The sequence below is a fragment of the Streptomyces albidicamelliae genome, assembly GCF_025642175.1.
GTDB classification, from domain to species: domain Bacteria; phylum Actinomycetota; class Actinomycetes; order Streptomycetales; family Streptomycetaceae; genus Streptomyces; species Streptomyces albidocamelliae.
The window spans coordinates 839,401-853,211 of sequence record NZ_CP106795.1 but is presented as its reverse complement, the minus strand read 5'-3'; the positions used below and the strand labels follow the sequence as shown (position 1 = coordinate 853,211).

General features: G+C 73.6%; 12 protein-coding genes. 5 read left to right on the top strand and 7 right to left on the bottom strand.

Translation table 11 applies throughout. The features are described 5' to 3' along the window. Positions 1-17: 17 nt before the first annotated feature. The 7 genes from N8I86_RS04140 to N8I86_RS04110 form a co-directional block, all read right to left on the bottom strand. On the bottom strand, positions 18-1,451 hold the full coding sequence (locus N8I86_RS04140; protein WP_263277129.1) for an aminobutyraldehyde dehydrogenase: 1,434 nt from the start codon (positions 1,449-1,451) through the stop codon (positions 18-20). After that, a complete protein-coding gene (locus N8I86_RS04135; protein WP_263277128.1) occupies positions 1,444-2,763 on the bottom strand; it encodes a flavin monoamine oxidase family protein in 1,320 nt (439 codons plus the stop codon). Before N8I86_RS04135 ends, N8I86_RS04140 begins: the two co-directional genes overlap by 8 nt. Before the next feature lie 27 nt (positions 2,764-2,790). Continuing rightward, a complete protein-coding gene (locus N8I86_RS04130; protein WP_263277127.1) occupies positions 2,791-3,870 on the bottom strand; it encodes an ABC transporter ATP-binding protein in 1,080 nt (359 codons plus the stop codon). A gap of 4 nt (positions 3,871-3,874) precedes the next feature. Continuing rightward, positions 3,875-4,753, bottom strand: a complete 879-nt coding sequence (locus N8I86_RS04125; protein ID WP_263277126.1) for an ABC transporter permease — start codon at positions 4,751-4,753, stop codon at positions 3,875-3,877. Then, positions 4,750-5,649 (bottom strand): ABC transporter permease, encoded by a 900-nt coding sequence (locus tag N8I86_RS04120; RefSeq protein ID WP_263277125.1) that lies wholly within the window; start codon positions 5,647-5,649, stop codon positions 4,750-4,752. The genes N8I86_RS04125 and N8I86_RS04120 overlap by 4 nt, the downstream gene beginning before the upstream one ends. 3 nt (positions 5,650-5,652) lie before the next feature. Then, positions 5,653-6,780 (bottom strand): polyamine ABC transporter substrate-binding protein, encoded by a 1,128-nt coding sequence (locus tag N8I86_RS04115; protein WP_263277124.1) that lies wholly within the window; start codon positions 6,778-6,780, stop codon positions 5,653-5,655. Positions 6,781-6,954: 174 nt separating this feature from the next. Next, entirely contained in the window at positions 6,955-8,202 is a 1,248-nt protein-coding gene (locus N8I86_RS04110; RefSeq protein ID WP_263277123.1) for an aromatic ring-hydroxylating oxygenase subunit alpha, read from the bottom strand. A 355-nt stretch (positions 8,203-8,557) separates the two neighbouring features. On the opposite strand from N8I86_RS04110, the gene N8I86_RS04105 reads away from it, so the two are divergent. From N8I86_RS04105 to N8I86_RS04085, 5 genes are all read left to right on the top strand, one after another. After that, positions 8,558-8,977 (top strand): hypothetical protein, encoded by a 420-nt coding sequence (locus N8I86_RS04105; protein WP_073894308.1) that lies wholly within the window; start codon positions 8,558-8,560, stop codon positions 8,975-8,977. 100 nt (positions 8,978-9,077) lie between these two features. Beyond that, positions 9,078-10,196, top strand: coding sequence for an NADH-ubiquinone oxidoreductase-F iron-sulfur binding region domain-containing protein (locus tag N8I86_RS04100; RefSeq protein ID WP_317633645.1), 1,119 nt, complete (start codon positions 9,078-9,080; stop codon positions 10,194-10,196). Between the two features lie 60 nt (positions 10,197-10,256). Further along, positions 10,257-10,448 carry a ferredoxin gene (locus tag N8I86_RS04095; RefSeq protein WP_073894305.1) on the top strand — a complete coding sequence of 64 codons (192 nt, stop codon included), beginning with the start codon at positions 10,257-10,259 and terminating at the stop codon, positions 10,446-10,448. A 1-nt stretch (position 10,449) separates the two neighbouring features. Continuing rightward, positions 10,450-12,504, top strand: coding sequence for an acetate--CoA ligase family protein (locus N8I86_RS04090; RefSeq protein ID WP_263277122.1), 2,055 nt, complete (start codon positions 10,450-10,452; stop codon positions 12,502-12,504). A 92-nt stretch (positions 12,505-12,596) separates the two neighbouring features. Beyond that, the gene (locus N8I86_RS04085) at positions 12,597-13,769 is read left to right on the top strand and encodes an acyl-CoA dehydrogenase family protein (RefSeq protein ID WP_073894301.1); all 1,173 of its coding nucleotides are present in this window, start codon (positions 12,597-12,599) and stop codon (positions 13,767-13,769) included. The last annotated feature ends 42 nt before the right edge of the window (positions 13,770-13,811 follow it).

The following is a 13,811-nucleotide window of genomic DNA, read 5'->3' as shown; positions in this document are numbered from 1 at the left end:
CTGGGATCGGACGCCCGTCACAGCATGACGTGTTTCACCTGGGTGTAGTCGAGCAGGCCGGTGAGGGAGAGGTCGCTGCCGTATCCGGAGTGCCGTACGCCCCCGTGCGGCATCTCGGACACCGTCGTGCCATGGGTGTTGACCCAGACGATGCCGGTGTGCAGCTCCCGGCTCGCGCGCATCGCGCGGTCGTGGTCCCGGGTCCAGACACTCGCCGCGAGCCCCTGGGGCACCCCGTTGGCCAGGCGCAGGGCCTCGGCCTCGCCGGTGAACGGCTGGACGGTGACGACCGGTCCGAACACCTCGCTGCGGACGATCTCGTCGTCCTGCCGGGCCCCGGCCACCACCGTCGGCCGGTGGAAGTAGCCGGGCCCGTCGAGGGCCGCGCCGCCCGTGACGACCTCGGCGTGGTCCGGCAGCCGCTCCAGCAGGCCCCGCACGGAGGCGAGTTGCACGGCGTTGGCCAGGGGACCGAAGTCGGCCCGCGCGTCGTCCGGGGCGCCGGGCACCCGCTGGGCGGCACGGCGGGCGAAGGCGTCCAGGAAGGTGTCGTGGATCCGCTCGTGGACCAGGATCCTGGTGGCGGCCGTGCAGTCCTGCCCCGCGTTGTAGAAGGCCAGCGACGACAACTGCTCGACGGCGTCGTCGAGATCGGCGTCCTCGTGGATCAGGACCGGTGCGTTGCCGCCGAGTTCGAGGTGCAGCCGTTTGAGGTCGGCCGCCGCCGCGGCGGCGATCTCCTGTCCGGCGCGGACGCTGCCGGTGACGGCGACGAGCCGCACGTGCCGGTGGGCGACGAGGGCGCGCCCGGTGTCCCGGTCGCCGCAGACCACGTTGAGCACGCCGGGCGGCAGGTGCCCGGCGGCCAGCCGGGCGAGGAGCACGGCCGAGGACGGCGTGGTGTCGGAGGGCTTCAGCACGACGGTGTTGCCGGCGGCGAGCGCGGGTGCGACCTTCCACACCGCCATCATCAGCGGGTAGTTCCACGGGGTGATCTGGGCGCAGACGCCGACCGGTTCGCGGCGCAGCAGTGAGGTGCGGCCCGGGGTGTACTCGGCGGCCGCGGCGCCCGGCAGGTTCCGGGCGGCTCCCGCGAAGTACCGCAGCACATCGGTGATCGCGGGCAGTTCGTCCGCCAGGAACAGGGCGCGTGGCTTGCCGGTGTCGGTCACCTCCGCGTCGGCCACGGCCGCGGCCTCCCGCTCCAGGGCGTCGGCGATGCGCAGCAGGGCGGTCTGCCGCTGCGCGGGCGTCGTCGACGACCAGCCGGGGAAGGCCTCCTGGGCGGCCCGGCAGGCCTCGTCGACGTCCTCGCGCCCGGACAGCGGGGCCGTGCCGTGCAGCTGCCCGGTGGCCGGGTCGATCAGCCGCAGGGTGGCCCCGGCGGCGGCCGGCACCTCCTTGCCGCCGATGTGGTTGAGCACGGTCGTGAGGTGTTCGGGGTCAGCCACGGCGCAGCGCCTCCTCGGCGGCGGCGCGCCCGGTGCGGACGGCGCCCTCCATGTATCCGGCGACCCATTGGTCCGAGCCGCAGACGTAGAACGGGGGTTCGTGCGTGCCGTGCAGCGGGCCGACCGCCATGACCTCGCCCGGCGGCCACTGGGTGACGTAGCCCCGGGTCCACGGGTCGGTGCCCCACAGCCGCAGGTGGCAGGCCGTCGGCCGCAGCGCCTCGTCGCCGAACATGCCGGCGATCTCGGCGAGCAGTTCGGGCGTGCGCAGCGCGGGCGGGGTGCCGAGCAGGACGCCGTACCGCTCGGGCGGGATCAGCGCCGACAGCACGCCCTCGTTCTGCGGCCAGGTGCTGCCCAGCACCCCCTCCGCCTCGGACAGGGCGTTGAGGCCGGCGTCCCGCCAGAAGGGGCGGTCGTACACGGCGGCGAACTTCGCGGCCGTCGCCTGCCGCTGCCGGTGCAGGGAGGCGAGCCTGGCCTCGCTCACACCGGTGACGGCGACGTCCCGCAGCGGGCCGACGGGCAGCGCGCTCACCACGGCGGTGGCGGTCAGGACCTCACCGGTGACCAGCCGGACGCGACAGTGGCCGGGGCGTACGTCCAGGGCGGCGACGGGTGAGCCGAGCCGGACGCGGGGGCCGAGAGCGCGGCCGAGTACCTCGGCGAGGGTCGCCGAACCGGCCGCCAGCTTCAGTCCCTCCCAGTCCTCGTAGTCGTAGTCGCCACCGCCCGAGCCGGGGACCGCCGCGCTCTTGCGCAGCGCGGCCAGCAGGGAGATCCGTTCGTAGGAGCCGCCGGCCAGGGCGAGCTGGCCGATCTCCCACAGGCGGACCACGGCCGGGGTGGCGTGCCGGGAGCGCAGCCAGCCGGCCACGGACAGCCGGTCCAGGGCGGCGGCGTCGGGATGCGACCAGGGGTCGTCGGGGTCGACGCCGGCGGCCAGGGCGCCGAACTCCGCGCCCAGCTTGTCGTGCAGGGCCGCGTCGCCGGGGCCGAACCAGTGCGGCGGATCGCCGACCGAGCGGCCCTCCGGGGTGGCGCGGGTGATCCGGCCGGGTTCGGCCACGTAGCTGGGCACGAGTGCGAGGCCGAGTTCCCCGGCGAGTCGCAGATAGGCGGTGTGCCCCCGGCCGACCACCTCGCCGCCCAGCTGGACGGTGCGGCCGTCGGGGGTGCGGGTCTGCTCGACCCGGCCGCCGACGCGGTCACGGGCCTCCAGGACGAGTACGTCGGTGCCGGCGGCCGCCAGGTCGCGGGCGGCGGTGAGCCCGGCCAGTCCGGCGCCGAGCACGATCACGTCGTGATGCATCAGTTTCGCTCTCCGGTTCGGACGCGGTCAGGCCATGACCAGGCAGTGCTCGGGGCGCCAGGCGAACTCGACGGTCTCGCCGCCGCTCCAGCGGTCCTCCATGCGGGCGCGGTCCGTGTTCTGCTCCAGCACCGACAGGGTGACGCCGGGGGCGAGCTCGATGAGATAGGTGGTGGTCGCGCCGCTGTAGACGGTCTCGCGGATCACCCCGCTGAGCACCGACATGCCCGGTTCGAAGTCGGACAGCCAGATCTTCTCGGGGCGGACGGAGACGCTGACGGCGGTGCCCTCCGTGATGCCGGAGCGGTGGCCGACCGGCAGGGCGGGGCCCTTGTCCAGGGCGACCTCGCCGCCGCGGTAGGTGCCCGTCATCAGGTTGGAGGTGCCCATGAAGGAGGCGACGAAGCGGCTCGCCGGGTGCTCGTAGATGTCCTCGGGGGTGCCGCACTGCTCGACCCGGCCGGCGTTCATCACGGCGATCCGGTCGGACATGGTGAGCGCCTCGTCCTGGTCGTGGGTGACGAAGACGAAGGTGATGCCGACCTCGCGCTGGATCTGCTTCAGCTCCACCTGCATCTGCCGGCGCAGCTTCAGGTCGAGGGCCGCCAGCGGCTCGTCCAGGAGGAGGACCGCGGGCCGGTTGACGAGGGCGCGGGCCAGGGCGACGCGCTGGCGCTGGCCGCCGGAGAGGGTACGGGGCTTGCGCTCGGCCAGGCCGCCGAGCTGGACCAGGTCCAGCATCTCGGCCACCCGCCGGCGCGTCTCGGCGCGGTCGACGCCCTTGCGCTTGAGGCCGAAGCCGATGTTGTCGGCGATGCTCAGGTGGTCGAAGAGGGCGTAGCTCTGGAAGACGGTGTTGACGTTGCGCTTGTTGGGCGGCAGCCCGGTCACGTCCTCGCCGGCCAGCAGCACCGAGCCCTCGGTGGGGTCGGTGAACCCGCCGATCATGCGCAGTGAGGTGGTCTTGCCGCAGCCGGAGGGGCCGAGCAGCGAGAAGAAGTGCCCGGCCTCGATGTCGAGGTCGAGGCCGCGGACGGCGTAGGAGTCCGCGTACTGCTTGGAGACGCCGTCGAGCCGGACGGCCGGGGTCGCTTCGGTCGCGTCCATGGGGTCACTCTCCGGAGAGGATGTCGAGGCCGCCGCGGCGGCCGAAGAGGCGCGGGATGAACAGCGCGAGGGCGATCAGGCAGATGGATCCGGCGAGCATCAGGGTGCCGACGGCGTTGATGGTCGGCTGCACCCCGAAGCGGATCGCGGAGTAGATCCGCACCGACAGCGGCTGGGGGTCGACGCCGGTGGTGAAGTAGGCGAGCACGAAGTCGTCGAAGACCAGCGCGAAGATCAGTACGGCGCTGGCGAGCACGGCGGGCAGCAGGGCCGGCAGGGTGACCAGGCGGACGGCCTGCCAGCGGGTGGCCCCGAGGTCCATCGCGGCCTCCTCCACCTCCGGGTTCAGCGCGGCGACGCGGGAGCGGAGGATGACGGTGACGTAGGAGATGGAGAAGGTGATCTCCGACAGCATCACCGTGCCCGTGGACAGGGCCACGCCCAGGCCCTTGAACAGCAGCATCGACGCGACGCCCGTGACGATCTCGGGGGTGATCAGCGGGACGAGCATGACCAGCCCGGCGAGCGAGCCGAGCCGGGTGCGGCAGCGCACGAGGCCGAGCGCGAGGGCCACGCCGAGGAGCACCGAGCCCGCCATCGCCACCAGCGAGATCCGCAGGCTGGTGCCGAGCGAGGCGAGGAGCACGTCGTCGTGGGCGAAGGCGCGGTACCAGCGCAGGCTGAACCCGCCGAACACGGTCAGGGACTTCTTGGAGTTGAAGGAGAACAGCGCGACGACCGCGATGGGCAGGTACAGCAGCGCGAAGAACAGCCCGGTGACGGCGAGCAGGACGCGTGGTCTGCGTTCGGCGCGGCCGCGCCGCGAGCGGGGCTTCACGGGCCGGGAGGGGGCGGCGGCCGAGGGTTCACGGAGCAGGGTCATCGGGCGGCCTCCGCCTCGTCCTTGCGCGTGCGCCGCAGGTAGCCGAACATCCCGAGCAGCAGCACCAGCATCAGCAGCATGGTCAGCGCCGAGCCCAGGGGCCAGTTCTGGCCCTGGAAGAACTTGTCCTGGATCAGGTTCCCGATCATGATCTGGTCCGGGCCTCCCATGAGCTGCGCGCTGACGAAGTCGCCCATGGCGGGCAGGAACACCAGGACCAGCCCGGCGGCGGCGCCCTGCCGGGTGGCGGGCAGAGTGACGAAGAAGAAGGTCCGCACCGGACCGCCGTACAGGTCGCGGCCGGCCTCGATGAGGGAGACGTCCAGCCGTTCCAGGGCCGCGTACAGCGGGATGATCATGAAGACGACGAAGCCGTAGACGAGGCCCGCGACCACGCCGATCCCGGTGTTGAGGATCTTCGTGTCGCCGTCGGCGAGGCCGATCGCGCGCAGCGCGCGGAGCAGCGGCCCGTCGTCGGAGAGGACGACCGACCAGCCGTACATGCGGACCAGGTAGTTGGCGAAGAACGGCACCACGATCGCGGCGATCAGCGCGTTCTTGTACCGGCCGCCGTGCAGGGCGATGGTGTACGCCACCGGGTAGGCGATCAGCAGGCAGAGCAGGCAGGTCAGCAGGGCGTAGCCGAGGGAGCGGAGCATGACCTCGGTGTACGCGGGGTCGGCCAGGGCGCGGACACCGGCGAGGTCGAAGCCGAAGCGCGGGTTGCCGAGGTCGTCGGTGGTACCGACGGCGAGTACGGCGACGAGGATCAGCGAGGCGATCAGGAATCCGGTCATCCACAGGGTGCCGGGCAGCATGAACCAGGTCCACATCCGGCTGCCGCTCGTGTCCGGTTTGCGGCGCCGGGTGCGGGAGGAGGGGCGGAGCAGTGCCATGTCTCAGCCCGCCTTCACATGGGTCCAGGCGGTGTCACGGGCGTCCTCCGCCGCGCGGCCGCCGTTGCGGAAGAACAGGTCCGCCTTGAGGTCGGCCTCGGTGACCAGGCACTCGGGGAAGGGTTCGACGAGGGCGGCGTAGACCTTCTCGGTGCCGGCGACCGGCATCGGGTAGCCGATGTACTCGATGTTCTTCTTCACGTTCTCCGGCCGGAGCATGTAGTCGATGAAGAGCATCGCGGTGCCGGGATGCGGGGCGTTCCAGGGGATGGCGTAGCAGTCGGAGTTGATCGGTGTCCCCTCCTTGGGGGCCTGGAAGCCGAAGACGGAGGGGTCCTTGGCCTGGTTGAGCATGGCGGCCATGTCACCGCTCCAGGCCTGCGTCATGACCGCGTTGCCGTTGAGGAGGTTGTTGTAGCTGTCGCTGGAGAAGCCGCGCAGCCGGGGCCGCAGGGTGCCCAGCAGGGAGGTGATGCGGTCGAGGTCGCCGGTCTCGCCGGTGCTGACGGGCAGGCCGAGTTCCAGGGCGCCCATGCCGAGGACCTCGTCGCGGTCGTCGAGCAGGAACACCTTGCCGCGGGCCTTGTCGCTCCACAGGTCCTTCCAGGACCCGGTGAGCTCGCCGATCCGGTCGCGGCGCCAGCCGATGCCGGTCTTGTACGCGGTGAAGGGGACGGTGTGCGCGGAGCCCGGGTCGTACCAGGGGTCCGCGAAGTAGCCGTAGGTGCCGAAGATCGCGTGGGCGTTGGTGAGCCGGCTGTGGTCGATCCGGCGCAGCCGGCCGCCGCGGACCAGGCGCTGGGCCCATTTGGCGGTGGGGAAGACGACGTCGTAGCGGTTGCCCGCGTTGAGCTTGGCGACCATGCCCTCCATGGAGTCGAAGTTCGACTGCACGACCTTGACGCCGTACTCCTTCTCGAAGCCCTTGAAGACGGAAGGATCGACGTAGTCGGCCCAGTTGAAGTAGACGAGGTCGCCGTCGACGCGGGGCCGGACGGGGGCGAGGTCCTTCGCGTCGGGTGTGCGCGCGGGCATGAACCCGCAGCCGGCGGCCGCGGCGCCCAGCAGTCCGCTGGCGCCCGCGCGCAGAAGGGCGCGGCGGGTCGGTGGGGTGGGTGGAACGGGGGACATGAAGCGTCCTCTCCGTCGAGGAACGGCACAAGTCCAGGGCGGACCGGCTGGTCGGCTCGCTGCGGGCCCTGACTCCGCAGTGAAGACCGGTCTGGGGTGGTGCGGACGCGCGTCAGCGGGGGAGGGGTAAGCCCGACGGGAGGCGCGCCGGACGGGGACGCGGGGCGGAGGGCGTCACGGCGCGGTCCCCTCCGGGCCGAACGGAGCGGTCCCCTCCGGGCCGAACGGAGCGGTCCCCTCCCGCGCGACCGGGACGGCCCCTGCCAGGTCGTCGCGGACCCGGCGGGCGAACCAGCCGACGGCGGCCTCGCGGCGCGAGAGCGGTCCCGGTTCGAAGCCGGGCGTGGTGAGGCCGGCCTGCACGCGTTCCACCAGCTCGGCGTCCTCGTCGTTGGTGACCCAGCCGATGTGGATGTTGAGCCGGCGGGCCAGCCGGGTGCGGACGCTCTCCCCGTGCCGGGTGTAGAAGGCGCCGGGGATCGCCGCCCGGTCCTGGGCGGTGGGCAGGGCGGTCCACGCGAGCACGTGGTCAGGGTAGAAGTCGATCAGGGTGTTCGGGTAGATCACGGCGTACCGCCAGACCCGGCGGTCGGCCTCGGTCAGGCCCGGCATCGGGGAGGCGAGGCGCTGGTAGAGCCGCTCGGTCCAGTTCGAGGACGGCTTGTCGCGCAGCGGGGACTCGAACAGGACGTAGTTCTCCTGCACGTCCACGGTGTACGCCTGGTAGTCGAGCAGGCGCATCAGCGCGGGGTGGGCGACCGGGACGTGGTAGCCCTCCAGGTAGTTGTCGACGATCACCTTCCAGTTGGCGTTCTGCTCCTCGCCGTCGGCGACGTCGTGGATGCGGTGCTTGCCGACGGGCACCAGGTCCGCCCCGGCGTAGCGGCCGACGGCCTCGGCGAGCCCCTTGCAGGATTCGGCGAGGGGCGTCGCCTCCATGTCGAGGTTGACGAAGACGAAGCCGAGGAACGACTCGACGTTGACCGGATGCAGCCCGAGGCGGGGCTTGTCCAGGCAGGGGATCCGGCGGGCCTCCGGGGCGCCGACCAGGCGTCCGTCCAGCTTGTAGGTCCAGCCGTGGTAGGGGCAGCGGATCGCCTTGCCCTCCGGTTCCGGGGCGGTGACCAGGCGGGTGCCGCGGTGGCGGCAGACGTTCAGGTGGGCGGCGAGGCCGCCGTCCTCGGTACGGACGACCAGGACCTCGCGGCCGGCGACCGTGGCGGTCAGGCGGGCACCCGGCCCGGGCAGGTCGGACTCGTGGCAGGCGAGCTGCCAGGACCGGGCGAAGATGTGCTCGGTCTCGGCCGCGCTGACGGCCGGATCGGTGTAGTAGCGCGCGGACAGTGCTTCACCGGGATCCTCTTCGGGTGCCTGGGGCGGATTCACCGGTGCGGTGCCGGCCCGGGTGGTCGAGGGGTGCATGGGGTCCTCCTCCGCGCCGCGGCGGCGGCGATGGGCGGTGAGGCTGCGGGCGGGACGACGGTCCACGGTGCCGTTGCGCACCTGGCGTGTCCCGACTGACTAATTGGTTAGTCAGAGTGGGACCGGCTCGGGTCCAAGTCAAGACTTGTGGCCTGACTAATCAGTTAGTTAGTGTCGTCGGCAGGTCGGACGCGTCGGCTCCAGCAGAGGGCTGCCCGGACGCGTCCCGTGATTCCGCGGCCCTCGTGCGCCGCCCCGCTCCCATTTCCCCGCCGGGACCGGAGCACCCCCTACCCGCCATCGCCGCGTCACCCCGTTCCCGGACCCCGGGACCGGTGCGCCCCCGGAGGCACGCATGAGCGCTCGCCGCAGTCTGGTATGGCTCGGCCTCACACCGGAGCCCGAACAGGAGCTGCCCGCCGTGGTGGCCGCCCTGCGGAGCGCCGCGGACGACACCCCGCGGCCGGGCCTCGTCGCCGCCGAGCGCCGCCGCGTCGAGCGGCTGGTGCTGCGCGGCACCCAGCGCGGCTGGTTGCGCTACCTCGGCGAGGTCACCGACCTCGTCGTGGCGGCGGCCGACGCGACCTCCCCGGTCTCCGACCCGCGCCCGGCCCTCCTCGCCGGCGAGGTCGTCCTCGACCACCACCGCATGCTGATCGGCCTCCCCGGCGACGGCTACCGGCACACCGACGGGCAACGCCGGGCGCTCGAAAGGGCGCTGGCCCGCCTGCGGTCCCTTCCCTTCCGCCACCCCGAGCCCCGGAGCACCGTATGACCGGCGTCCGCCCGCTGCTTCCCGAAGGACAGCACGGGCTGCTCAGCACCCCGGCCACCGCCGGCCTCGCCCCCTACCTCGCGGCGGGCGGCTACGCCCCCTGCCCGAGCCCGACGGACTGCTCGACCGCGTCGCCGCCGCCGGGCTGCGCGGCCGGGGCGGAGCCGGCTTCCCGGCCGCCGTCAAGCTGCGCTCCGTCCGCGACGCGCCCGGCCGGCCCGTGGCCGTCGCCAACGGCGAGGAGGGCGAGCCCGGGTCCGTCAAGGACCGCTGGCTGCTGCGGCACCGCCCGCACCTGGTCCTGGACGGCCTCCGGCTGGCCTCGGCCGTCACCGGCGCCGCACGCGGCGTCGTCTACCTCTCCGACCCCCACGCGGAGCGAGCCGTACGCCGGGCGCTCGGCGAGTGGCCGGCCGAGCTGCCGGTCGCCGTGGTGCGCACGGAGCCCGCCTACGTCGCGGGCGAGGAGAGCGCGGTCGTACGCCGCATCGACGGCGGCCCGGCGCTGCCCACGGCCAAGCCGCCGCGACCGTACGAGAGCGGAGTCGGCGGCGCCCCCACCCTCGTCGCCAACGTGGAGACGCTGGCCCGCATCGCGCTGCTGCACACCCGCCCCGACGGCGCGGCCGCCGACGCCCACCTCGTGACCGTCTCCGGAACCGGGGGAGCGGCCGCACTGGTCGAGGTGCCCGCGGGCACCCACCTGAAGGTCCTCGCCGACCTGTGCGGGCACGGCAGGGCCGAGGCGGTCCTGCTGGGCGGGATGTTCGGCGGACTGTACGGCGCCGGCTGGCGGGACCTCCCGCTCGACCAGGACTCCCTGGCCGCCGCGGGCGGCGCGCTCGGCTGCGGGGCACTGCACTTCCTGCACCCCGAGGCCTGCCCCGTCGCGGTGGCCCGCGAGGCGGCCGCCTACCTCGCGGCGCAGAGCGCACGGCAGTGCGGGGTGTGCGTCTCCGGCACCGGAGCGCTGGCCGACGCCCTGGCCGCCGTCGCCCGCGGCGAGGCCGACGCCGAGACGTCCGGGAAGCTGCTCCGCTGGTCGCGCGGACTGCCCGGACGCGGCGCCTGCGGACTCCTCGACGCCGCCGCCGGCGTCGCCGGCTCCCTCCTCGCCCACTTCCCCGACCGCGTCGAGGACCACCGCGACCCCGGGTGCCCCGCCTGCGCGGGCGCGGCCCCCGGGGACGGACGCCGGTTCACGGTGCCGGTGCCCTGACCCGGCTCCCGGCCGCTCCCCCGTACCCCCACCTCCCCGCCGCACCGAAAGGACCGTGTCATGAAACTCCTGCTGGACTCCACCCTCTGCCAGGGCTACGGCCTGTGCCAGGAACCCGCGCCCGAGCTGATCGACCTCGACGAGTGGGGCTACGCCCAGGTGCGCGGGACCACCGTGCCCGAGGGCGGCGAGGAAGCCGCCGCCGCTGCCGTCGCCGCCTGCCCCAACTCCGCGCTGCGGCTGGTGAAGTGACATGGGACGCGACCTTTCCGCCCTCTTCGACCCGGTCTCCGTCGCCGTCGTCGGAGCCAGCGACGACCCCGCCAAGTACGGCCACGCCATCGCCGTCCAGGCCCTGCGCGCCGATGGACGCCGACCCGTCCACCTCGTCAACCGGCGCGCCGGCACGGTCCTCGGCCGAACCGCGGCGCCCAGCCTGAGCGCGCTCGGCGAACCGGTCGACCTCGCGGTGGTCTCCGTGCCCGCCGCCGGCTTCGAGGACGCCGTCGACGAGGCCCTGCGGTGCGGGGCCCGGGCGATCGTCGCCATCACCGCCGGGTTCGCCGAGACCGGCGCCGCCGGCCGGGCCCGCCAGCACGCCGTCGCCGAACGCGTCCGCGCCGCCGGAGCCGTCATGGTCGGCCCCAACTGCCTCGGCATCGCCGACAACACCACCGACCTCTTCCTGGCCTCCGACTCCTTCACCCCCGGCGGCGTCGCCCTGCTCAGCCAGAGCGGCAACCTCGCCCTCGAACTGCAACTCCGCTTCCGCCCGCACGGCCTCGGCTTCTCCCGCTTCGTCTCGCTCGGCAACCAGGCCGACGTCACCCTCGTCGACCTGCTCGCCGACTGCGCCCGGCACGAGGGCACCCGGGCGATCGCCGTCTACGCGGAGGACTTCGGCGACGGGCGCGCCTTCGCCGAGGCCGCCGCCGAGGCGGGCAAGCCGGTGGTGCTCCTGACCGCCGGGCGCGGCGACGCCTCCGCGCGCAGCGCCCAGTCGCACACCGGGGCGCTCACCACCTCCGCCGACGTGGTGAGCGCGGCCTGCCGCGACGCGGGCGTGGAACTCGTCGCCACACCACGCGAACTCACGGTCGTCCTCGCCGCGTCGGAGGGCGCGCGGCGCGCGGCGGGCCGCCGGGTCGCGGTCCTCACGGACGGCGGCGGCCACGGCGTCATCGCGGCCGACTCCGTCGAGACGGCCGGCCTGACCGTGCCCGAACTCGCCGAGCCGACCCGGCAGCACCTGCGCGAGGCCCTGTGGGAGCAGTCCGCCGTCGCCAACCCGGTCGACCTGGCCGGCATGGGCGAGCAGGACCCCGGCTCGTACGCGACGACCGTCGCCGCGCTGCTGGCGGCCGAGGACACCGACGCCGTCCTGATGACCGGGTACTTCGGCGGCTACGCGGCGGCCGAAGGCGGACTCGGCGGTGGTGGTACGGCGCTCGCGGACGGCGAGCGGGAGGCCGCCCGGCTCATCGCGGCACGGCACCGGGCCACCGCCAAGCCGCTCGTGGTGCAGTCGATGTATCCCGAGTCGCCCAGCTGCCGCACCCTCGCCGCGGCGGGCATCCCGGTCTTCGCCGCCACCGAGGACGCCGCACGCGCGCTCCTCGCCACGGCACCCGCGACGGCGCGCACCGGCGTCACCCCCCTCCCCGCGCCCGCCGCACCGATCCGCCGCACCGGCTACCTGGAGACCCGCAGGGCACTCGAAGCGGCCGGACTGGCCTTCCCCGCCGCCCGGGAGATCCACGACGAGACGCAACTCCTCGCCGCAGCGGCCGAGTTGACCGGACCCTACGTCCTCAAGGCCCTGCACCTGCTGCACAAGTCCGACGCGGGCGGGGTCGCCCTGAACCTGGCCGGCCCGGCCGAACTCCTCACCGCATTCCGGGAGATGCACGCCCGTCTCGGCGCCCCCTCCTACTCCGTGGAGGCCATGGCGGACCTGACGGACGGCATCGAGCTGATCGTCGGGGTCAACCGCGACCCGCGCTTCGGACCGGTGGCCCTGGTCGGCCTGGGCGGGATCCTGGCGGAGGCACTGCGCGACGTCGCCTTCTCCCTGGCACCCGTGCCCGCGGACCGCGCCGAGTCGCTGCTGCGCGGCCTGCGCACCGCCGCCCTGCTGGACGGCGTACGCGGCCGGCCGGCCGTGGACGTCGCCGCGGCCGCTGCCGCCGTCGAGACGATCACCACCTTCGCCGCCGAACACCCCGAGATCGCCGAGATCGAGGTCAACCCCCTCCTCGTACGGCCCCGGGGCGTCCTCGCCCTGGACTCCCGCGCCGTACTCGCCTGACCGGACCGCGCCCCCGGCCGGACCAGCGGTCCGGACCCACCGGCCCGGGCCACCCGCCCCCGCACCCCGTCTCCCGGAAACAAGAGGCACCCATGGACCTGCGCTACACCCCCGAACAGGCCGATCTCAAGCGCCGCGCCGCCGACTACGCCCGCCTGCTGATGAGGTACGAGGAGCAGTCCGAGCAGGCCGGCGGGCCCCTGCCGCAGGAGCTCGTCACCGAGCTGACCCGGGCCGCCATGGACGCCGGCGTCTACGCCATCAACATGCCCGCCGAATGGGGTGGCGCCGGACTGAGCCTGCTCGACCAGGTCATCGTCGAGGAGGAGTTCGGCAAGGTCACCAACTGCCTGTGGGACATCCCCTGGCGGCCCGCCAACGTCCTCGCCTACGGCGACGAACGGCAGCGCGAGAAGTACCTGCTGCCCGTGATCCGGGCCGAGAAGTTCGACGCGTTCGCCGTCACCGAGCCCGGCGCCGGATCCGACCCCGCGTCCGGCACCTCCACGGCCACCCGGACCGACGGCGGCTGGCTCCTCAACGGCGAGAAGTGGTTCGTCACCTGCGGCGACGTCGCCGACTTCCTGCTGGTGCAGGCCGACGCCGGCCCCGAGCGGCTGGCCACGCTGTTCTTCGTCGACAAGGCGGCGCCCGGCGTCGAGATGACCCGGCTGCCCCGCTTCATGCACTCCGCGGTCAACGGGCACCCCGAGTTCACCTTCACCGACGTCTTCGTCGCCGACGAGGACGTGCTCGGCGGTGTCGGCAAGGGCTACGAGCTGACCAAGGAGTGGTTCACCGACGAGCGCCTGATGATCGCGGCACGCACGGTCGGCGCGGCCGAGCGGGCCCTGCAACTGGCCCGGGACTGGGCCGTCGAACGGGAGCAGTTCGGGTCGCCGATCGCCTCGTACCAGCTGATCCAGGGCATGCTCGCGGACTGCGCCGTCGACATCGCCGTGAACCGCGCCTACACCCACCAGGTCGCCTGGGAGGCCGACCAGCCGGGTACCGACCGCAAGACGCTGCACGCCAAGGCCTCCACCGCCAAGCTCGCCGCCAGCGAGGCGGCCGGCCGGGTCGCCGACCGCTGCCTGCAGATCTTCGGCGGACGCGGCTACGACCGTTCCTACGCCGTCGAGCGCATGTACCGCGAGCTGCGCGTCGACCGGATCTGGGAGGGCACCTCCGAGATCCAGCGGCTGATCATCGCCAACGAGCTGATCAAGCGCGGCACCGGGGCCCTGGCCCTGCCCACGCCCTGACCGTCACCGAGCCCCCGTCGCACCCCACCACCTTCACAGCGA

Coding starts and splice junctions, on each gene's coding strand:
- N8I86_RS04115 (WP_263277124.1), bottom strand. CDS start 6,780: ATGTCCCCCGTTCCACCCACCCCACCGACCCGCCGCGCCCTTCTGCGC.
- N8I86_RS04085 (WP_073894301.1), top strand. CDS start 12,597: ATGGACCTGCGCTACACCCCCGAACAGGCCGATCTCAAGCGCCGCGCC.
- N8I86_RS04125 (WP_263277126.1), bottom strand. CDS start 4,753: ATGACCCTGCTCCGTGAACCCTCGGCCGCCGCCCCCTCCCGGCCCGTG.
- N8I86_RS04110 (WP_263277123.1), bottom strand. CDS start 8,202: ATGCACCCCTCGACCACCCGGGCCGGCACCGCACCGGTGAATCCGCCC.
- N8I86_RS04090 (WP_263277122.1), top strand. CDS start 10,450: ATGGGACGCGACCTTTCCGCCCTCTTCGACCCGGTCTCCGTCGCCGTC.
- N8I86_RS04095 (WP_073894305.1), top strand. CDS start 10,257: ATGAAACTCCTGCTGGACTCCACCCTCTGCCAGGGCTACGGCCTGTGC.
- N8I86_RS04130 (WP_263277127.1), bottom strand. CDS start 3,870: ATGGACGCGACCGAAGCGACCCCGGCCGTCCGGCTCGACGGCGTCTCC.
- N8I86_RS04120 (WP_263277125.1), bottom strand. CDS start 5,649: ATGGCACTGCTCCGCCCCTCCTCCCGCACCCGGCGCCGCAAACCGGAC.
- N8I86_RS04105 (WP_073894308.1), top strand. CDS start 8,558: ATGAGCGCTCGCCGCAGTCTGGTATGGCTCGGCCTCACACCGGAGCCC.
- N8I86_RS04135 (WP_263277128.1), bottom strand. CDS start 2,763: ATGCATCACGACGTGATCGTGCTCGGCGCCGGACTGGCCGGGCTCACC.